Genomic DNA, 15,787 nt, shown 5'->3' on the forward strand with positions numbered 1-15,787 from the left:
ACATCAAATACCGGGGAATGCTCGATCGTGCGATTGCTGAACTGCCTGCTTGTCCTCTCCTGTCTTGCTTCACAGGCACGCGCGGCCGACCTCATTGGCTTTTGGGACAAGCCCCAGCATGGCGGCAACAGCTTCAATCGCTTGCCGCCGGACGAGACCTATTTCAAGGCATTGCACGGCTATGGCGCGAGCTGGGTGCGGCTTTCCTACGACAAATGGAAACCGGAAAAGCGCGACTTCCTGATCGGCGATGCGGATGCCTATGCCGGCCTGATGCAGAAGGATCTGGCGACCCTGAAGGCCGCGCTCGACCGCGCCGACAAGGCCGGGCTGAAAGTTGTGATCGCGCCGCTGTCGCTGCCCGGCATGCGCTGGTCGCAAAACAATGACGGCAAGTTCGACGGGCGCCTGTGGCAGGACAAGGCCTATTGGACGCAGGCCGCCGCCTTCTGGCGCGATCTTGCAGAGGCGCTGAAGGACCATCCGGCGGTTGCCGCCTACAACATCATCAACGAACCGGCGCCGGAGAAGGAAAACGGGCTTGCCGAGCATGCCGATGCGGCCGTGATGCAGGCCTGGTACAAGGATGCCGCCGGCACGCCGCACGACCTGCCGGCCTTTTATGACACCGTGATCAAGACTATCCGCGCGGTCGATCAGAAGACGCCGATCATGGCCGACGCCGGCTGGTATGCGGCGGCGGATGCGTTTTCCTACTGGCCCGGCCCGCTTACCGACGACAAAGTCCTCTACAGCTTCCACATGTACGAGCCCTATGCGGCGACCAGCGCGCCCAATCTCAAGCGCGAAAAGCCCTATGCCTATCCGGGCGAGGTGCCGTTCGGCGAAGGATCGGAAAACTGGGACGCCACGCGGGTCGATGCCTATCTGCAGCTTCCGCTCGACTGGGCGAACAAGCATGGCGTTGCGGAGAGCCGCATCGTCGCCGGCGAGTTCGGTTGCATGCGCCGGCTGGCGGGCTGCAGGCAATATCTCGACGACGTGCTGACCAAGCTCGATGCCAACAGGCTGCATTGGGCCTTCTACAGCTTTCGCGAGGACAGCTGGGACGGCATGGACTACGAGCTGGGTCGTGAGAAGGTGAACTGGAAATACTGGGAGGCGATCGACGCGGGAAAGCCCGACCCGGTCAAGCGCAAACCGACGCCGGAATTCGAGCCGATTTCCAAGCGCTTGAAACAAGCGGTCGATTAGGCGACGCCGGCTCCGTGAAGATCGGCATCGCCTTCGCAATCGTCCGGTTCAGACCCGGTTGATCGAGACGCCGCCATCGGCAAACAGCGCGGTGCCGGTGGTGAAGCTCGAAGCATCCGAGGCGAGGAAAAGGGCCGAACGGGCGATTTCCTCCGGCTTTGCGACGCGCTTCAGCGCATGCAAGCCTTCGACGAAGGCCCATTCCTCCGGCGTCTTGAACGTTGCCGCCGGTGTGTCGGTGCCGCCGGGCAGCAGCGCATTGACCCGCAGGCCGTGTGCGCCGTATTCGGCGGCCAGAACCTGCGTCAGTCCGATCAGCGCTGCCTTGGCTGCGGCGTAGGCCGCCATGCCGGGCATGCCGACCGTGTGGCCAACGAAGCTCGAGGTGAAGATCAGCGAGCCGCCGCCGCGCTCCAGCATGGCCGGGATCTGGTATTTCGCGCCGAGAAAGGCGCCGGTCAGGTTGGTATCCAGCGTCGCATTCCATGCGTCGAGCGACATGTCGGGAAGCGGACCCATCTCACCGGTCGCGCCGGCATTGTTGAAGGCGATGTCGAGGCCGCCGAATTTGCTGCTCGCCAGATCGACCAGCGCTTTTGCGTAGGCCTCGTCACGGATGTCGCCTGCAAGCGCGATTGCTGTGCCGCCGTCCTCGACGATTTCCGCGACCAGCGCGTCGAGCTCGGCCTGGCGTCGGGCGGCGATGATGAGGTTCGCGCCTTCCTCAGCGAAGAGCTTTGCGGCGGCACGGCCGATGCCGGAACTGGTTCCGGTGACGATTGCGACCTTGTTGACGAGTGCGGACATGATTGATTTCCTCTGCATGGAATGGCGAACCGGAGCGGTCCGCATCGATGCGCCGTGGTCGCAAATGGACAGGGTGCAAGCCACCCGATACCTGCGGTGCGGCTGGTGAGGATTTCGAAGACTTCGCCTGCCCGCCGCCAAAGCGGCAATGGCCGTCGCAAACAGTGCAAAGCTGGCAGTCGCTTTTCGCTAGTGATACACCTCGCGCTCTGAATTCAGAGACGACATCTTCCGACATCCACGAGGCCAGAGCCCATGCGGAAATATTCGGTTTTTGCCCTCGCCCGAGAGGCCATGCGCGGCCACAAGGGCTGGGACGAGCAATGGTCCTCGCCCGAGCCGAAGGCAGAGTACGATGTCATCATCGTCGGCGCGGGCGGGCACGGGCTGGCGACGGCCTATTATCTGGCCAAGGAACACGGCATCACCAATGTCGCGGTGCTGGAAAAGGGCTGGCTCGGTGGCGGCAACACCGGCCGCAACACCACCATCATCCGCTCCAACTATCTCTATGACGAATCGGCCGGCATCTATGACCACGCCGTGAAGCTGTGGGACGGGCTTTCCCAGGACCTCAACTACAACGTCATGTATTCGGCGCGCGGCGTCATGATGCTGGCGCATAATGTGCACGACGTGCAGGTGCTCAAGCGCCACATTCACGCCAACCGGCTGAACGGCATCGACAATGAATGGCTGTCGCCGGAACAGGCCAAGGAATTCTGCCCGCCGCTCAACATCTCGAAGGAGGCGCGCTATCCCGTCGTTGGCGCCTCGCTCCAGCGGCGCGGCGGCACGGCGCGGCATGACGCTGTCGCCTGGGGCTATGCGCGCGCCGCTTCTGCGCGCGGCGTCGACATCATCCAGAATTGCGAGGTCACCGGCATCAAGCGCGCGCCGAACGGTGCCGTTACCGGCGTCGAGACCTCGCGCGGCTTCATCGGCGCGAAAAAGGTCGGCGTGGTTGCCGCCGGCCACACATCGGTGCTGATGGACATGGCCGGCGTTAGGATGCCGCTGGAGAGCTATCCGCTGCAGGCGCTGGTGTCGGAGCCGGTCAAGCCGGTGGTGCCCTGCGTGGTCATGTCCAACACGGTGCACGCCTATATCTCGCAGTCGGACAAGGGCGAGCTGGTCATCGGCGCCGGCACCGACCAGTACATCTCCTATTCGCAGACCGGCGGGCTGCACATCCTCAACCACACGCTCGACGCCATCTGCGAGATGTTCCCGATCTTCACCCGCATGAAGATGCTGCGCTCCTGGGGCGGCATCGTCGACGTGACGCCGGACCGCTCGCCGATCCTGGCCAAGACGCCGGTGCAGGGGCTCTACGTCAATTGCGGCTGGGGCACGGGCGGCTTCAAGGCCACGCCCGGTTCGGGCAACGTCTTTGCCCACACCATCGCCCGCGACGAGCCGCATCCGATCAACGCGCCTTTCACCATCGAGCGCTTCCGCACCGGACGGCTTATCGATGAGGCGGCAGCGGCGGCGGTGGCGCACTGATGACGGCTCTGGCAGCCACTCTTGCCGTCGTCGCGCCGCTGGTTCTTGCCGGCGAGAAGGGACTGTTTCATTTTCCCGGCGCCGACGAAGTTCGGTTGCAGAAGCTCAGCCGCGCCGACAATGAACAGGAATGGCCCTTCACGGTCAGTTCCGGCTATCTCGCCTGCGTCTGGAGCGCGGGCAAGAGGATGGCGATGTTCCTTGAAGAGCCGGCAAAGGACGAGGCGGAACCTGCGCGGATGCGCAAGGTGTTCGTCTCGGTCAACCCGTTCGAACTCACACTCGGCAACATGGCCGACCGCGACCTCATCGTGCCGGTCGATTCCGTCGAGACGCTGGTGAAGCGCATGGCGCCCTTCGCGGCACTCGGAGAGCGGCTCTGCGACCAGCCCCAGGGCACGCACGTCCGCCAAGGCGAACTTTAGGAACAAGACATGCTGTTGATCCGCTGCCCCTATTGCGAAGAAGAGCGTCCGGAACTCGAATTCCGCAACGCCGGCGAAGCCCACATCGCACGCGCTGCCGACATCGTGGCGGTGAGCGACGAGGATTTCGAAAAATTCTTCTTCATCCGCTCGAATCCCAAGGGCATCATCTATGAGCGCTGGCGCCACATTCACGGCTGCGGCCGCTTCTTCAACGCGGTGCGCGACACCGTCACCGACAAGTTCGTCATGACCTACAAGGCCGGCGAGCCGAAGCCCGACATCTCCAAGCTGAAGAAGGAGAGCGGACCGGCAGCCTATGCCAACCGCCCGCCGGATCAGCTCAATGTGAAGAAACCGGCGGCAAAGCGCGCGCCGGCCAAAAAGGGAGACGCGTGATGGCCGCCACGCACCGCATTTCCGGCCACGGCCGCCTCACGCCGGCAAAGACCGTGCGTTTCACCTTCGACGGCCAGTCCTATTCGGGCCTCGCCGGCGACACGCTGGCTTCGGCGCTTCTGGCCAACGGCGTCCATCTCGTCGGCCGTTCGTTCAAATATCACCGGCCGCGCGGCTTTCTCTCCGCTGGCGCGGAAGAGCCGAACGCGCTGGTGTCTGTCGAACGCGACGCGGCGCGCAGGACGCCCAATGTTCGCGCCACGGTGCAGGAGCTCTATGACGGGCTCAGCGCCAATTCGCAGAACCGCTGGCCGTCGCTCTCCTTCGATGTCGGCGCGGTCAACGACCTGGCGTCGCCGATGTTTTCGGCCGGCTTCTACTACAAGACCTTCATGTGGCCGAAGGCTGCGTGGAAGAGCCTTTACGAGCCGAAAATCCGCGCCGCTGCCGGTCTTGGCGTTTCGCCCGACCAGCCGGACCCGGACCATTACTCCGCGCGCTTCGAGCATTGCGACGTGCTGGTGCTGGGCGGCGGTGCTGCCGGCCTTGCGGCAGCCCTTGCCGCTGCCGAGACCGGCGCGCGCGTCATCATCTGCGACGAGCAGGCCAAACTCGGCGGCGCCTTGCGCTTCGAGGCCGGTACGAGCGTTGATGGCGCTGATGGCTGGTCGTGGGCGCAGGCCACAGTCGCGAAATTGGCCGCGATGGATAATGTCCGCGTGCTGCCGCGCACGACGGCCTTCGGCTACTACGCGCAGAATTTCGTTGGTCTTGTCGAGCGGGTCAGCGAGCATCTCGCCAGCCCTGGGCACGACCTGCCGCGCGAGCGGCTTTGGCAGGTTCGCGCCAGGCGCGTCATCCTTGCCACCGGCGCCATCGAGCGGCACATGGTGTTTGCCGACAACGACCGGCCCGGTGTCATGCTGGCTTCGGCGGCGCGTACCTATCTCAACCATTATGGCGTCGCCGTCGGCAACAATGTCGGCGTCTACACCGCCAACGACACGGCTTACGCTGCGGCGATCGACCTGAAGAAGGCCGGCGTCAACATCGCGGCCATCGTCGATCTGCGCGACAATCCGGCGGGCGCTCTCGTCGATGAGGCGCGTGCGCTCGGCATCGAGATCAACCATGGCCGCGCCGTCATCAAGACCGGCGGACGCCTGCGTGTCTCCTCGATGACGATCCAGCCGAAGAATGGCGGCGGCGAGCGCAACATCCCCATCGATGCGCTGCTGATGTCGTCGGGCTGGACGCCGTCTGTGCATCTGTTCTCGCAGTCGCGCGGCAAGGTCGCCTTCGACGACGCCACCAAGCGCTTCCTGCCCGGCGCTTACGCGCAGGATTGCGTCTCCGTCGGGGCCTGCAATGGCACGGACGGCATTTCCGCAACCCTCGACGAAGCCTATGCGGCCGGCGAGAAGGCTGCAAAGGATGCCGGCGCGAAGGCCGGCAAGTCGACCAAGCCGAAGGCGGAGACTTCCGAAAGCTGGGCCGGCGGCATGCTCGGTGCAGGGCCGGGGGCCGGCGCGGACACGACCGTGAAAGCCTTCGTCGATTTCCAGAACGACGTCACTGCCAAGGATATCCGCCTTGCCGTGCGCGAAGGCATGCGCTCGATCGAGCACGTCAAGCGCTTCACCACCAACGGCATGGCGACCGACCAGGGCAAGACCTCCAACATGCACGGTCTGGCGATTGCCGCCGAGACGCTGGACAAGGATATTCCCTCGGTCGGCCTCACCACCTTCCGCGCGCCCTATACGCCGGTGACCTTCGGCTCCATCGTCAATCACGGTCGCGGCGTTCTGTTCGACCCGACGCGCAAGACGGCGATGCATGGCTGGGCGGAAGCCCATGGTGCCGTGTTCGAGGATGTCGGCCAGTGGAAGCGCGCCTGGTATTTCCCCAAGCCCGGCGAGGACATGCATGCGGCGGTCAACCGCGAATGCGTGACGGTGCGCAAGGCTGCCGGCCTGTTCGACGCCTCGACGCTGGGCAAGATCGAAGTGGTCGGGCCGGATGCGGCCAAGTTCATGGAACTGCTCTACACCAACCCATGGGAGAAACTGGAGCCCGGCCGCTGCCGCTATGGCATCATGCTGCGCGAGGACGGTTTTATCTATGACGACGGCGTCGTCGGCAGGCTGGCGGCGGATCGCTTCCACGTCACCACGACGACCGGCGGTGCGGCCCGCGTCATGAACCACATGGAGGATTACCTCCAGACCGAGTTCCCGCATCTCAACGTCTGGCTGACCTCGATCTCCGAACAGTGGGCGGTCATCGCCGTCCAGGGACCGAACTCGCGAAAGATCATCGAGCCGCTGGTCGAGGGCATCGACATGTCGGACGAGGCGCTGCCGCATATGTCGGTGCGCGAAGGCAAGATCTGCGGTGTGCCGACGCGGCTGTTCCGCATGTCGTTCACCGGCGATCGCGGCTTCGAGGTCAACGTGCCGGCGGACTACGGCCAGGCGGTGTGGGAAGCGCTGTGGGCCGAAGGCCAGAAGCACGGCGCCTGTGCTTATGGCACCGAGGCGATGCATGTGCTGCGCGCCGAAAAGGGCTACATCATCGTCGGTCAGGACACCGACGGCACGGTGACGCCGAACGATGCCGGCCTCGACTGGGCGATCGGCAAGAAGAAGACCGATTTCGTCGGCATTCGCGGCCTGACTCGTCCCGATCTGGTCGCAAAGGGCCGCAAGCAGCTTGTCGGCCTGAAGGCGAAGGACCCGAAAGTGGTGCTGGAGGAGGGCGCGCAGATCGTCGCCGATCCGAAGCAGCCGATCCCGATGAAGATGATCGGCCATGTCACGTCGAGTTACTGGTCGGAGAATTGCGGCCGGGGCATCGCACTGGCCGTGGTGATCGACGGGCGCGACCGTATGGGGCAGACGCTTCACGTGCCGATGCCGGATAGCGTGATCGAGGTCGAGGTCTGCTCGCCCGTATTCTTCGACGAGAAGGGAGAGCGCCTCAATGGCTAAAGCTGCTGTCAAAACTGCGACGGCCACGCGCGCACCAGCACTTGCCGGGCGTGATTTCTCCGCCACCGGCGTCAAGCTTGCCGTACTGGCGCCTGCCGAACGCATTTCGCTGCGTGCGCCTGATGCATCCGTCGCCGCCTTGTCAAAGGCGCTCGGTGTAGCCTTGCCCAAAGCCCCGAAAACGTCCGCTACGAAGGGTGGGCGCACTGCACTCTGGCTCGGGCCGGACGAGTGGCTGGTCATCGACGAGGCGGGCGGCGATCCGCTGGCCGATTGCGCCGGCGTCAAGGCGCTTCATTCCGCCGTCGGCGTCTCGCATCGCAATGTCGGTTTCTCGGTCACCGGGACGGCTGCGGCCGCCACGCTCAATGCCGGCTGTCCGCAGGATCTGTCGCTTGCGGCCTTCCCGGTGGGTGCCTGCTCGCGCACGGTTCTGGGCAAGATCGAAGTCGTGATCCTGCGCACGGGGGAAGACGCCTTCCGGGTGGAATGCTGGCGCTCCTTCTCCGACTATGCCTTTGCATTCCTGTCTCAGGCGGCTGTTGACGCTGCCGCCTGAAGGGTGGAACCTTCGATCGCACGCGGCGTTTTGCGTGCATACAGATTGAGGGAAGCCATCATGTCGAAAGCGACATCTAAACCGGCCGCCAAGAGATCGCCGGCCGTGCGCTCGCTCGAACGCGAGCAGCGCGACAAGGAAAACAAGACCAAGGAAGAAGAGCTCGAAGAGGGGCTGGAAGACACGTTTCCGGCCAGCGATCCGATTTCCGTCATATCGACGTCCATATCGGGCGGACCGAAGAAAAAGCCAAAAAAGTAAGAATTTGCAGATCGAAAAGAAACACCCGGCAGGCGGCCAGCCTGCCGGGTGTTTTGTTCTTCAACGCTTTATTTGATGGCGTCGAGGTTGGCGTCCTTGGTGTCCCTCACGAAGATCAGGCCGATGATCAGTGTCATCGCCGCGATCACGATCGGATACCAGAGGCCGTAGTAGATATCGCCCTTGGCCGCGCTCATGGCGAACACGACTGCCGGCAGCAGGCCGCCGAACCAGCCGTTGCCGATGTGGTAAGGCAGCGACATGCCGGTGTAGCGGATGCGGGTCGGGAACATCTCGACCAGGATCGCCGCGATCGGCCCGTAGACCATCGTCACATAGAGGACGAACACGAACAGGATGGCGATGACCTTTGGCCAGCTGACGGCTGCCGGATCGGCAATCATCTTGAAGGCGCCTGCGCCGGGAACGGTGTAGACCGGCACTTCGGTCGCACCTGCCGCTTCCTCAGCGGTTATCAGCTTGTCGGCGATGGCCTTGTCGACCGGAACCATGGCCTTTTCGCCGCCGCGGATAGCGGCTGCGTCAAGTGCCAGTTTCGGGTTGGCGGCGACCAATGCGTCGAGCTTCGAATCCGCGACCTTTGCAGGATCGCGAACCAGCGGATAGCCGCCGTCCTGAAGAGCGGTGTTGATGCCCTTCTTGAACGCGCCGTCCTTGGCTGCGGCATCGGCTCCGGCAGCGACCACGTCATAGGATTCGACGGTTTCCTCGCCGATCTTCACGCTCGCAGGCGTGCCGGCGGGAGCCGTCGCGACGATGTCGTATGGAACCGCGCTCTTTGCCAGGAAGTCCGTTGCGACGTCGCAGGAGGTCAGCGGCTTTCTGGTGCCGACCGGGTTGAACTGGAACTTGCAGTCTCCCGGAGCAGCCGTCACCGTCGCACGGACATTCTGCTGAGCGCTGGCGAGTGCCGGGTTTGCGGCCCAGGTCAGCGCCTTGAACAGCGGGAAGTAGGTGACGATGGCGAGCGCAAGGCCGGCCATGATGATCGGCTTGCGGCCGATCTTGTCCGACAGCCAGCCGAAGAAGACGAAGAAGCCGGTGCCGAGCGCCAGCGCGATGGCGATCATGATGTTGACCGAGACGCCATCGACCTTGAGCACGTTCTGCAGGAAGAACAGCGTGTAGAACTGGCCCGAATACCACACCACGGCCTGGCCGGCGGTGAGGCCGAACAGGGCCAGCAGCGCGATCCTGGCGTTCTTCCACTGTCCGAAGGCTTCCGACAGCGGCGCTTTCGAGCCCTTGCCTTCGTCCTTCATGCGCTGGAAAGCCGGCGACTCGTTCAGTGACAGTCGAATCCACACCGAAATGCCGAGCAGGACGACCGAGATCAGGAACGGAATGCGCCAGCCCCAGGCCTTGAAGTCGTCGGCGCTCATCGAGCCCTGAATGATCAGGATGATGACCAGCGACAGGAACAGGCCGAGCGTGGCCGTCGTCTGGATCCAGGAGGTGTAGAAGCCGCGACGGCCGTCGGGCGCGTGCTCGGCGACATAGGTCGCGGCACCGCCATATTCACCGCCGAGCGCCAGGCCCTGCAGCATGCGCAATATGATCAGGATGATCGGGGCGGCGATGCCGATGGTGGCCGAGCCGGGCAGGAGGCCGACGAGGAAAGTCGACGTGCCCATGATCAGGATGGTGACGAGGAAGGTGTATTTGCGGCCGACGAGATCGCCGATGCGGCCGAAGACGAGCGCGCCGAAGGGGCGCACGAGGAAGCCGGCGGCGAAGGCCAGCAGCGCGAAGATGTTGCGCGTGGCTTCAGGATATTCGCTGAAGAAGGCCGCGCCGATGAAGGCGGCAAGCGAACCGTAGAGATAGAAATCGTACCATTCGAAAACCGTGCCGAGCGAGGAAGCGAAGATGACCTTCTTTTCCTCACGGGTCATGACGCGCGTGGCTGAGCCCGCACTTGCTGCCATTGCCATTGATGTGTCCTCCCAAAGATCCCGCCGACACGGGCCGCCAAGCAACGAGCATAAGCTCGCCAACCCAATTCGGCTGGTGCGAAAGGTACCTCTCCGGCCGGATGAGGACCATCGAGCCTTTGGTTTTATGACTTTGGTCTAAGAAACTGCGTCAGATGTCCGCCGGAGCGAATTATCAAAGAGGTCTGTTCAGATGGCGGAAATGCCGCCGTCGACCGCCAGCGTGTGGCCGGTCATGAAGGAGTTCTTCGGGTCGGCGGCAAACATGATCACTTCGATGACCTCGTCCACTTCGGCGACGCGCTTCATCGGCACGCCGCGCGTCAGTTCGGTGATCGCTTCGGCCTCGGAGGCGCGCGTGATCTTGACGAAATCGTCGACCATCTTGGTGCGCGCATAGGCGGGGCAGACGGCGTTGACGCGAATGCCCTTGGAAGCGTATTCGGCCGCCGCCGAGCGCGTCAGGCCGACGACGCCATGCTTGGCCGCCGAATAGACCGAGAGTTTCGGCGCGCCTCCCAGACCGGCGACGGAAGCGATGTTGACGATGGCGCCGCCCTTGCCGGTCTTGCGGAACTGCCGCTCCATGACCGGGAGCTGCGCCTTCAGGGCGTAGAAGACGCCGAGCAGGTCGACCTCGATGATCCGCCGCGCCTCGTCGGAGGGAACCTGCGGCAGGCGCACGAAGCTCTGGGCGATGCCGGCATTGTTGACGGCGATGTCGAGACGCCCGAAGCGTTCGACGGCGAGTGCCGCCAGCTTTTCCGAAAGCTCCTCGTCGGCGATGTTTCCGGCCAGCGTGGCGGTTTCGGCATTCAATGTTTCGGCAAAGGCAGACAACCCATCGTCATCCATGTCCGAGAGGATGAGCCGTGCACCGTCGGCCGCAAAACGCTCGGCGGCACGGCGGCCGAAACCGCCCGTCGCACCGGTTATCAACACGGTCATCCCGTCAAAACGGCTCATGCTTTATTTGTCCTTGTCGATGAGTTCCGCCGCCAGATGCGACAGGAGTTTAACGGCCTCGCCATACATCCTGGCCTTTTCCGGGTTCGATGCATTGCCGTCCAGCGCGCGCTTGTAGACGCCCTGGCAGATCGCTGCGAGGCGGAAGAAGGAGAAGGCGAGGAAGAAGGTCCAGCGCGGAATCTCCCGCAGTCCGCGCCGCTCGCAATAGGCGGCGACATAGGCCTCCTCGGATGGCAGACCGAGCGCTGCGCGGTCGATGCCGCCGAGGCCGCGAAAGCCGGACTGGTGCGGCAGGCGCCATTGCATGCACTGATAGGCGATGTCAGCGAAGGGGTGGCCGAGCGTCGACAGTTCCCAGTCGAGCACGGCCAGCACCTGCGGCCTGTCCGGCGCGAAGATCATGTTGTCGAGCCGGTAGTCGCCATGAACCAGCGAGACGATGCCGTCGTCTGCCGGCATATGCGTTTCCAGCCAGGCGATCAGCCGGTCCATGTCGGCGATGCCGCCCGTTTCGGAGGCGCGATACTGGCTGGTCCAGCGCGCGAGCTGGCGCTCGAAATAATTGCCGGGGCGGCCATAGTCACCAAGGCCGGCAGCTTCCACGTCGACATCGTGCAGGGCTGCCAGCGTCGCGTTCATCGCATCATAGATCGCCGCGCGTTCGTCGTTCGAGGATGCTTCCGGCAACGCCGGGTCCCAGAAGATGCGGCCCTCCATGAACTCCATCAAATAGAACATGCGGCCGATGGGCGATTCTTCCGGCGCCAGATGCAGCATCCTCGGTACCGGAACGGCGGTGCCGGCGAGCGCCTTCATGACGCGGTACTCGCGGTCGACCTGATGCGCCGATTTCAATAGCTGGCCGGGCGGCTTGGCGCGCAGCACATAGCGACCGCTTTGGGCCGTCAGCAGATAGGTCGGGTTCGATTGTCCCGCCTTGAATTTCTCGATCGTCTCGAGGCCGGAAAACCCGGGAACCTCGGCCTCCAGATAGGGCGCGAGCACGTCGCGATCGAGAGTATTCGGATCGCTCATCCAGCTTCCTTTGCCGGCTCGACATAGGTCAGCGTCAGCCAGCGCGCGGTCAGCGCCGGCTTCTTCGAATCCTCGATCTCGATGGTGACGTCATGCGCCACCTGCACCCAGCCGGAGGGCCGCGCCTTGACGTCGGCGAGGACGAAACGGGTGCGGATGCGCGCGCCAGTCTTCACTGGGGCGACGAATTTCAGGTTTTCGAAACCCTGGTTGATGCCCATGTCGCCGCCTTCCAGCGGCGGGATGGTTTCGTAGGTCATGGCCGACAGTAGCGACAGCGTCAGGAAGCCATGGGCAATCGTGCCGCCGAAGGGCGTCTCGCGCACCGCGCGTTCCGGGTCGCAATGGATGAACTGGTGGTCGTCGGTGGCGTCGGCGAACTGGTCGATCATGGTCTGCGTGACCGTGCGCCAGGGCGAGACCCCGACCTCCTTGCCAACGCCGGACAGAAGCTGTTCGAGGCTCACGGGTTTCAGGCTGGAAGTTGTCAAGCGGTTCGCCTTTTCGTCATTCGGTAAAGGGCGGCAGACCGTGCTGGACCGACTGGCCGCCGTCGATGGGCATTATGGCGCCGGTGACATAGCGGCCGGCGCGGCTGCACAGATACAGCGTCGCGCCCGCAATGTCATCGGGCGCGCCGATCCGCCCAAGGGGAATGTTGGCGCCGAGCTTCTTTGCCTTCTCGTCGGTGCCGACGGCAAAGGCCATCATCTTGCTCTGGAAGGGGCCGGGCGCAAAGGCATTGACGGTGATGCGCCGCCCGGCGAATTCGATCGCCAGCGTGCGGGTCAGGTGATGAACCGCGGCCTTCGACGCCGTGTAGGAATAGGCGTTGTCGGCGAAGGGCTGCGTGCCCATGATCGAACCGAGATTGATGACGCGGGCCGGGTCCTCGTCGGTTGCCGCCGCATCGAGCAGCGGCAGCAGTTCGCGGGTCAGGTGGAAGATGGCGGTGACGTTGACATTCATCACCTTGGCCCAGGCGGCATAGGGGAAGGTCTCGAACGGCTCGCCCCAGGAAATGCCGGCATTGTTGATCAGGATGTTCAGCCGTTCGGTCCGCTCTTTCACCGCGCCGGCCAGCGCCAGTATGCCGGCCTCGGTGCTGACGTCCCCGGCAAAGCCCTCGGCCTTGCCCGGTCCGCCCAGCGCATTGATCTCAGCTGCGACGCGCGCGCATTCCTCGCCCTTGCGCGAGGCGATCAGCACATGCGCTCCGGCCTGTGCCAGTGCGGTGGCGGCCATGCGGCCGATGCCGGTCGCCGCACCTGTCACCAGCGCGGTCTTGCCGGTCACCGAAAACAGCTCCTCCAGATAGGACATCGCTCCTCCAAGCTGCGGCACTTTGAATGAGCATCGGAATATTCCGAAAACCGGTAATCACTTTTCGGTCCGATGCTCTGGCTTTGCCGCGTTGACAACATACCGAGTAGTATGTTCATATTTTCAGCGCTCGTAAAGACCGTGCCTTGCTGCGGGAGATAGACCGCCGCGATATCACCAGGATGACAAACGGATGTCAGAAAGCGCCGCAAGGACCATGCCGGACGATTCCCGCTTCGACATCCTGCGCGCAGCAGCACAGTGCTTCATGGAGCGCGGCTATCACGCGAGTTCGATCGACGATGTCGCGCGCAGCCTCGGCTCGACCAAGGGCCGCGTCTACCATCACTTTCCATCCAAGGCCGATCTGTTCGCAGAGGTGTTTCGCACAGGCATGGACATGAACTACGCGGCGATCGAACCCTATCGCGAGAAGGACATTCCGGCGGTCACGCGCTGGCATCATCTCGCCACCATCCACACCGGTCAGATGATCCGCACCAAGCCGTTCCAGCGCGTGGTGTGGGAGGGCGTGGAACTGCATCTGCGCGGCGCGACCACGCCGGAACAGCGCGAGGTCTTTGCCCGGCTTCTGCAATACCGCACCGAATACGGGCTGATCTTTCGCAAGACCCTCGAAGAGGCGCGCGATGCCGGCGCGATGGATTTCGAGAATCTCGGCATCGCCGCCGAGCTCATGTTCATGACACTCAACTCGCCTATCTTCTGGTATTCGCCGCGCCCCGACGAAACCGAGGGCGATATCGACCGTCTCGTGGGGCAGATCGTCACCTGCGCGGCCAGGGGGCTCGGCGTTTCCTGATCCCGGGCCGTTGCCGGCTTTGAAAATGATCGTGTTCAAGCAGAAGTTGGAGGAAGAAATTCAATGTCGGATATGGCCCTGGGCATGACGGAACGGCTGAAGCCGATCCATGAGCGCGTCGCCCGCATGGTGCGCGAGGAGATCGCGCCGCTCGACGCTGAATTCCTGGCCGAGATCGGCAAGGGCGGCGACCGCTGGGCCTACACGCCGCGCCAGACCGAAATTCTCGAAGGGTTGAAGGCCAAGGCGCGCGAGCGCGGCTTGTGGAATTTCTGGCTGACCAATTCCGACCGCGGCTACGGGCTTTCGACGGTCGAATATGCCTATCTCGCCGAGGAAATGGGCAAGGCGCATCTGGGCGCCGAAACCTTCAACTGCTCGGCGCCCGACACCGGCAATATGGAAGTGCTGGAGCGCTATGGCTCGGCCGAGCACAAGGAGCGCTGGCTGGGGCCGCTGCTGGAAGGAAAAATCCGCTCGGCCTATCTGATGACCGAGCCGGATGTCGCCTCGTCGGATGCCACCAATATCTCCCTGCGCTGCGAGCGCGACGGCGATGACTATGTTCTGAACGGCGAGAAATGGTGGGCTTCGGGCTCCGGCGATCCGCGCTGCAAGATCTACATCGTCATGGTCAAGACCGGCGGCGATGACGCGCCGAAGCACAAGCGGCATTCGATGATCTTGGTGCCGGCCGGCACCGAGGGCGTCGAGAAGCTGCGGGCGATGCAGGTGTATGGCGAGGACGACGCCCCGCACGGCCATTTCCACATCCGCTTCACCAATGTCCGTGTGCCGGCATCCAATCTCATCCTCGGCGAGGGCAGGGGTTTCGAGATCGCTCAAGGGCGGCTCGGCGGCGGGCGCATCCACCACTGCATGCGCGCCATCGGCCAGGCCGAGCGGGCGCTGGAACTGATGTGCACGCGCGCCTTGCGGCGCGAGGCCTTCGGCAAGAAGTTGGCCGAACTCGGCGCCAATTTCGACATCATCGCCGAAGCCCGCATGGAGATCGAGATGGCGCGGCTGCTCTGCCTCAAGGCTGCCTGGATGATCGACCAGGGTGATGCACGCGCGGCGGCTCCCTGGATCAGCCAGATCAAGGTCGCGGCACCGCGTATCGCGCTCAAGGTGGCAGACGAGGCAGTGCAGATGTTCGGTGCGAAGGGGATTAGCCAGGACACCGAACTGGCGCGCATCTGGACCCATCTCAGGACGTTGCGGCTCGTCGACGGGCCGGACGCCGTGCACCGCCGCCAGATCGCCCGCAACGAGCTTAGAAAATACACGCAGGAAAAGGTTTAGCGATCATGCCTTGGCTGCCGTCAGTACCCCCACCCCTAACCCCTCCCCACAAGGGGGAGGGGAATATTGTGCCGGCCTATCCAATTCCCTCCCCCTTGTGGGGAGGGGTTAGGGGTGGGGGTATCGAGCCGCCGCAACGTGCGTCGTCTTCATACGAAATAGTCCTGCCACAACGAGAAGAGGCTCGGGTCAGGGATTGCCTGTCCTTT

15 protein-coding genes are annotated in these 15,787 nt (G+C 63.8%); 9 read left to right on the plus strand and 6 right to left on the minus strand.

Going from position 1 to position 15,787, the window contains the following annotated elements:
* Positions 1–27 precede the first annotated feature (27 nt).
* Complete coding sequence (locus tag DZG07_RS06830; RefSeq protein WP_197716838.1) at positions 28–1,215, plus strand: cellulase family glycosylhydrolase; 1,188 nt, start codon at positions 28–30, stop codon at positions 1,213–1,215.
* Between the two features lie 48 nt (positions 1,216–1,263).
* Here the strand turns inward: DZG07_RS06830 and DZG07_RS06835 are convergent, their stop codons facing one another.
* On the minus strand, positions 1,264–2,022 hold the full coding sequence (locus DZG07_RS06835) for an SDR family oxidoreductase (protein WP_119815406.1): 759 nt from the start codon (positions 2,020–2,022) through the stop codon (positions 1,264–1,266).
* Between the two features lie 255 nt (positions 2,023–2,277).
* On the opposite strand from DZG07_RS06835, the gene DZG07_RS06840 reads away from it, so the two are divergent.
* From DZG07_RS06840 to DZG07_RS06865, 6 genes are read left to right on the plus strand one after another with little or no spacing between them, the layout of a single operon-like run.
* Positions 2,278–3,531 carry a sarcosine oxidase subunit beta gene (locus DZG07_RS06840; RefSeq protein WP_091915357.1) on the plus strand — a complete coding sequence of 418 codons (1,254 nt, stop codon included), beginning with the start codon at positions 2,278–2,280 and terminating at the stop codon, positions 3,529–3,531.
* Positions 3,531–3,956, plus strand: coding sequence for a hypothetical protein (locus DZG07_RS06845; protein ID WP_119815408.1), 426 nt, complete (start codon positions 3,531–3,533; stop codon positions 3,954–3,956). The genes DZG07_RS06840 and DZG07_RS06845 overlap by 1 nt, the downstream gene beginning before the upstream one ends.
* Positions 3,957–3,965: 9 nt before the next feature.
* Positions 3,966–4,355 carry a sarcosine oxidase subunit delta gene (locus tag DZG07_RS06850; RefSeq protein WP_119815411.1) on the plus strand — a complete coding sequence of 130 codons (390 nt, stop codon included), beginning with the start codon at positions 3,966–3,968 and terminating at the stop codon, positions 4,353–4,355.
* Complete coding sequence (locus tag DZG07_RS06855) at positions 4,355–7,348, plus strand: sarcosine oxidase subunit alpha (protein ID WP_119815414.1); 2,994 nt, start codon at positions 4,355–4,357, stop codon at positions 7,346–7,348. Before DZG07_RS06850 ends, DZG07_RS06855 begins: the two co-directional genes overlap by 1 nt.
* On the plus strand, positions 7,341–7,907 hold the full coding sequence (locus DZG07_RS06860; RefSeq protein ID WP_119815417.1) for a sarcosine oxidase subunit gamma: 567 nt from the start codon (positions 7,341–7,343) through the stop codon (positions 7,905–7,907). The genes DZG07_RS06855 and DZG07_RS06860 overlap by 8 nt, the downstream gene beginning before the upstream one ends.
* A 60-nt stretch (positions 7,908–7,967) precedes the next feature.
* Positions 7,968–8,168, plus strand: a complete 201-nt coding sequence (locus DZG07_RS06865) for a hypothetical protein (RefSeq protein WP_091915347.1) — start codon at positions 7,968–7,970, stop codon at positions 8,166–8,168.
* 68 nt (positions 8,169–8,236) lie between these two features.
* Here the strand turns inward: DZG07_RS06865 and DZG07_RS06870 are convergent, their stop codons facing one another.
* The 5 genes from DZG07_RS06870 to DZG07_RS06890 form a co-directional block, all read right to left on the minus strand.
* Positions 8,237–10,123 carry an MFS transporter gene (locus DZG07_RS06870; RefSeq protein WP_119815420.1) on the minus strand — a complete coding sequence of 629 codons (1,887 nt, stop codon included), beginning with the start codon at positions 10,121–10,123 and terminating at the stop codon, positions 8,237–8,239.
* A gap of 189 nt (positions 10,124–10,312) precedes the next feature.
* Complete coding sequence (locus DZG07_RS06875; RefSeq protein WP_119815423.1) at positions 10,313–11,089, minus strand: SDR family oxidoreductase; 777 nt, start codon at positions 11,087–11,089, stop codon at positions 10,313–10,315.
* A 3-nt stretch (positions 11,090–11,092) separates the two neighbouring features.
* A complete protein-coding gene (locus DZG07_RS06880) occupies positions 11,093–12,127 on the minus strand; it encodes a phosphotransferase family protein (RefSeq protein WP_119815425.1) in 1,035 nt (344 codons plus the stop codon).
* Entirely contained in the window at positions 12,124–12,603 is a 480-nt protein-coding gene (locus DZG07_RS06885; RefSeq protein WP_091915559.1) for a MaoC family dehydratase, read from the minus strand. The genes DZG07_RS06880 and DZG07_RS06885 overlap by 4 nt, the downstream gene beginning before the upstream one ends.
* 31 nt (positions 12,604–12,634) lie before the next feature.
* Entirely contained in the window at positions 12,635–13,450 is an 816-nt protein-coding gene (locus DZG07_RS06890; RefSeq protein WP_119815428.1) for an SDR family oxidoreductase, read from the minus strand.
* Between the two features lie 193 nt (positions 13,451–13,643).
* Here DZG07_RS06890 and DZG07_RS06895 point away from each other — a divergent pair, with 193 nt between their 5' ends.
* Positions 13,644–14,273 (plus strand): TetR/AcrR family transcriptional regulator, encoded by a 630-nt coding sequence (locus tag DZG07_RS06895; RefSeq protein WP_119815431.1) that lies wholly within the window; start codon positions 13,644–13,646, stop codon positions 14,271–14,273.
* Positions 14,274–14,336: 63 nt separating this feature from the next.
* Positions 14,337–15,578, plus strand: a complete 1,242-nt coding sequence (locus DZG07_RS06900; protein ID WP_119815434.1) for an acyl-CoA dehydrogenase family protein — start codon at positions 14,337–14,339, stop codon at positions 15,576–15,578.
* Positions 15,579–15,787 lie beyond the last annotated feature (209 nt).

It is taken from the genome of Mesorhizobium sp. DCY119, assembly GCF_003590645.1.
Taxonomy (GTDB): domain Bacteria; phylum Pseudomonadota; class Alphaproteobacteria; order Rhizobiales; family Rhizobiaceae; genus Mesorhizobium_M.

What these genes read in the sequence shown, in the direction of transcription:
- DZG07_RS06900 (WP_119815434.1), top strand. Translation starts at nt 14,337, where the DNA reads ATGTCGGATATGGCCCTGGGCATGACGGAACGGCTGAAGCCGATCCAT.
- DZG07_RS06840 (WP_091915357.1), top strand. Translation starts at nt 2,278, where the DNA reads ATGCGGAAATATTCGGTTTTTGCCCTCGCCCGAGAGGCCATGCGCGGC.
- DZG07_RS06870 (WP_119815420.1), bottom strand. Translation starts at nt 10,123, where the DNA reads ATGGCAATGGCAGCAAGTGCGGGCTCAGCCACGCGCGTCATGACCCGT.
- DZG07_RS06850 (WP_119815411.1), top strand. Translation starts at nt 3,966, where the DNA reads ATGCTGTTGATCCGCTGCCCCTATTGCGAAGAAGAGCGTCCGGAACTC.
- DZG07_RS06865 (WP_091915347.1), top strand. Translation starts at nt 7,968, where the DNA reads ATGTCGAAAGCGACATCTAAACCGGCCGCCAAGAGATCGCCGGCCGTG.
- DZG07_RS06875 (WP_119815423.1), bottom strand. Translation starts at nt 11,089, where the DNA reads ATGAGCCGTTTTGACGGGATGACCGTGTTGATAACCGGTGCGACGGGC.
- DZG07_RS06835 (WP_119815406.1), bottom strand. Translation starts at nt 2,022, where the DNA reads ATGTCCGCACTCGTCAACAAGGTCGCAATCGTCACCGGAACCAGTTCC.
- DZG07_RS06880 (WP_119815425.1), bottom strand. Translation starts at nt 12,127, where the DNA reads ATGAGCGATCCGAATACTCTCGATCGCGACGTGCTCGCGCCCTATCTG.
- DZG07_RS06890 (WP_119815428.1), bottom strand. Translation starts at nt 13,450, where the DNA reads ATGTCCTATCTGGAGGAGCTGTTTTCGGTGACCGGCAAGACCGCGCTG.
- DZG07_RS06895 (WP_119815431.1), top strand. Translation starts at nt 13,644, where the DNA reads ATGTCAGAAAGCGCCGCAAGGACCATGCCGGACGATTCCCGCTTCGAC.
- DZG07_RS06860 (WP_119815417.1), top strand. Translation starts at nt 7,341, where the DNA reads ATGGCTAAAGCTGCTGTCAAAACTGCGACGGCCACGCGCGCACCAGCA.
- DZG07_RS06855 (WP_119815414.1), top strand. Translation starts at nt 4,355, where the DNA reads ATGGCCGCCACGCACCGCATTTCCGGCCACGGCCGCCTCACGCCGGCA.
- DZG07_RS06845 (WP_119815408.1), top strand. Translation starts at nt 3,531, where the DNA reads ATGACGGCTCTGGCAGCCACTCTTGCCGTCGTCGCGCCGCTGGTTCTT.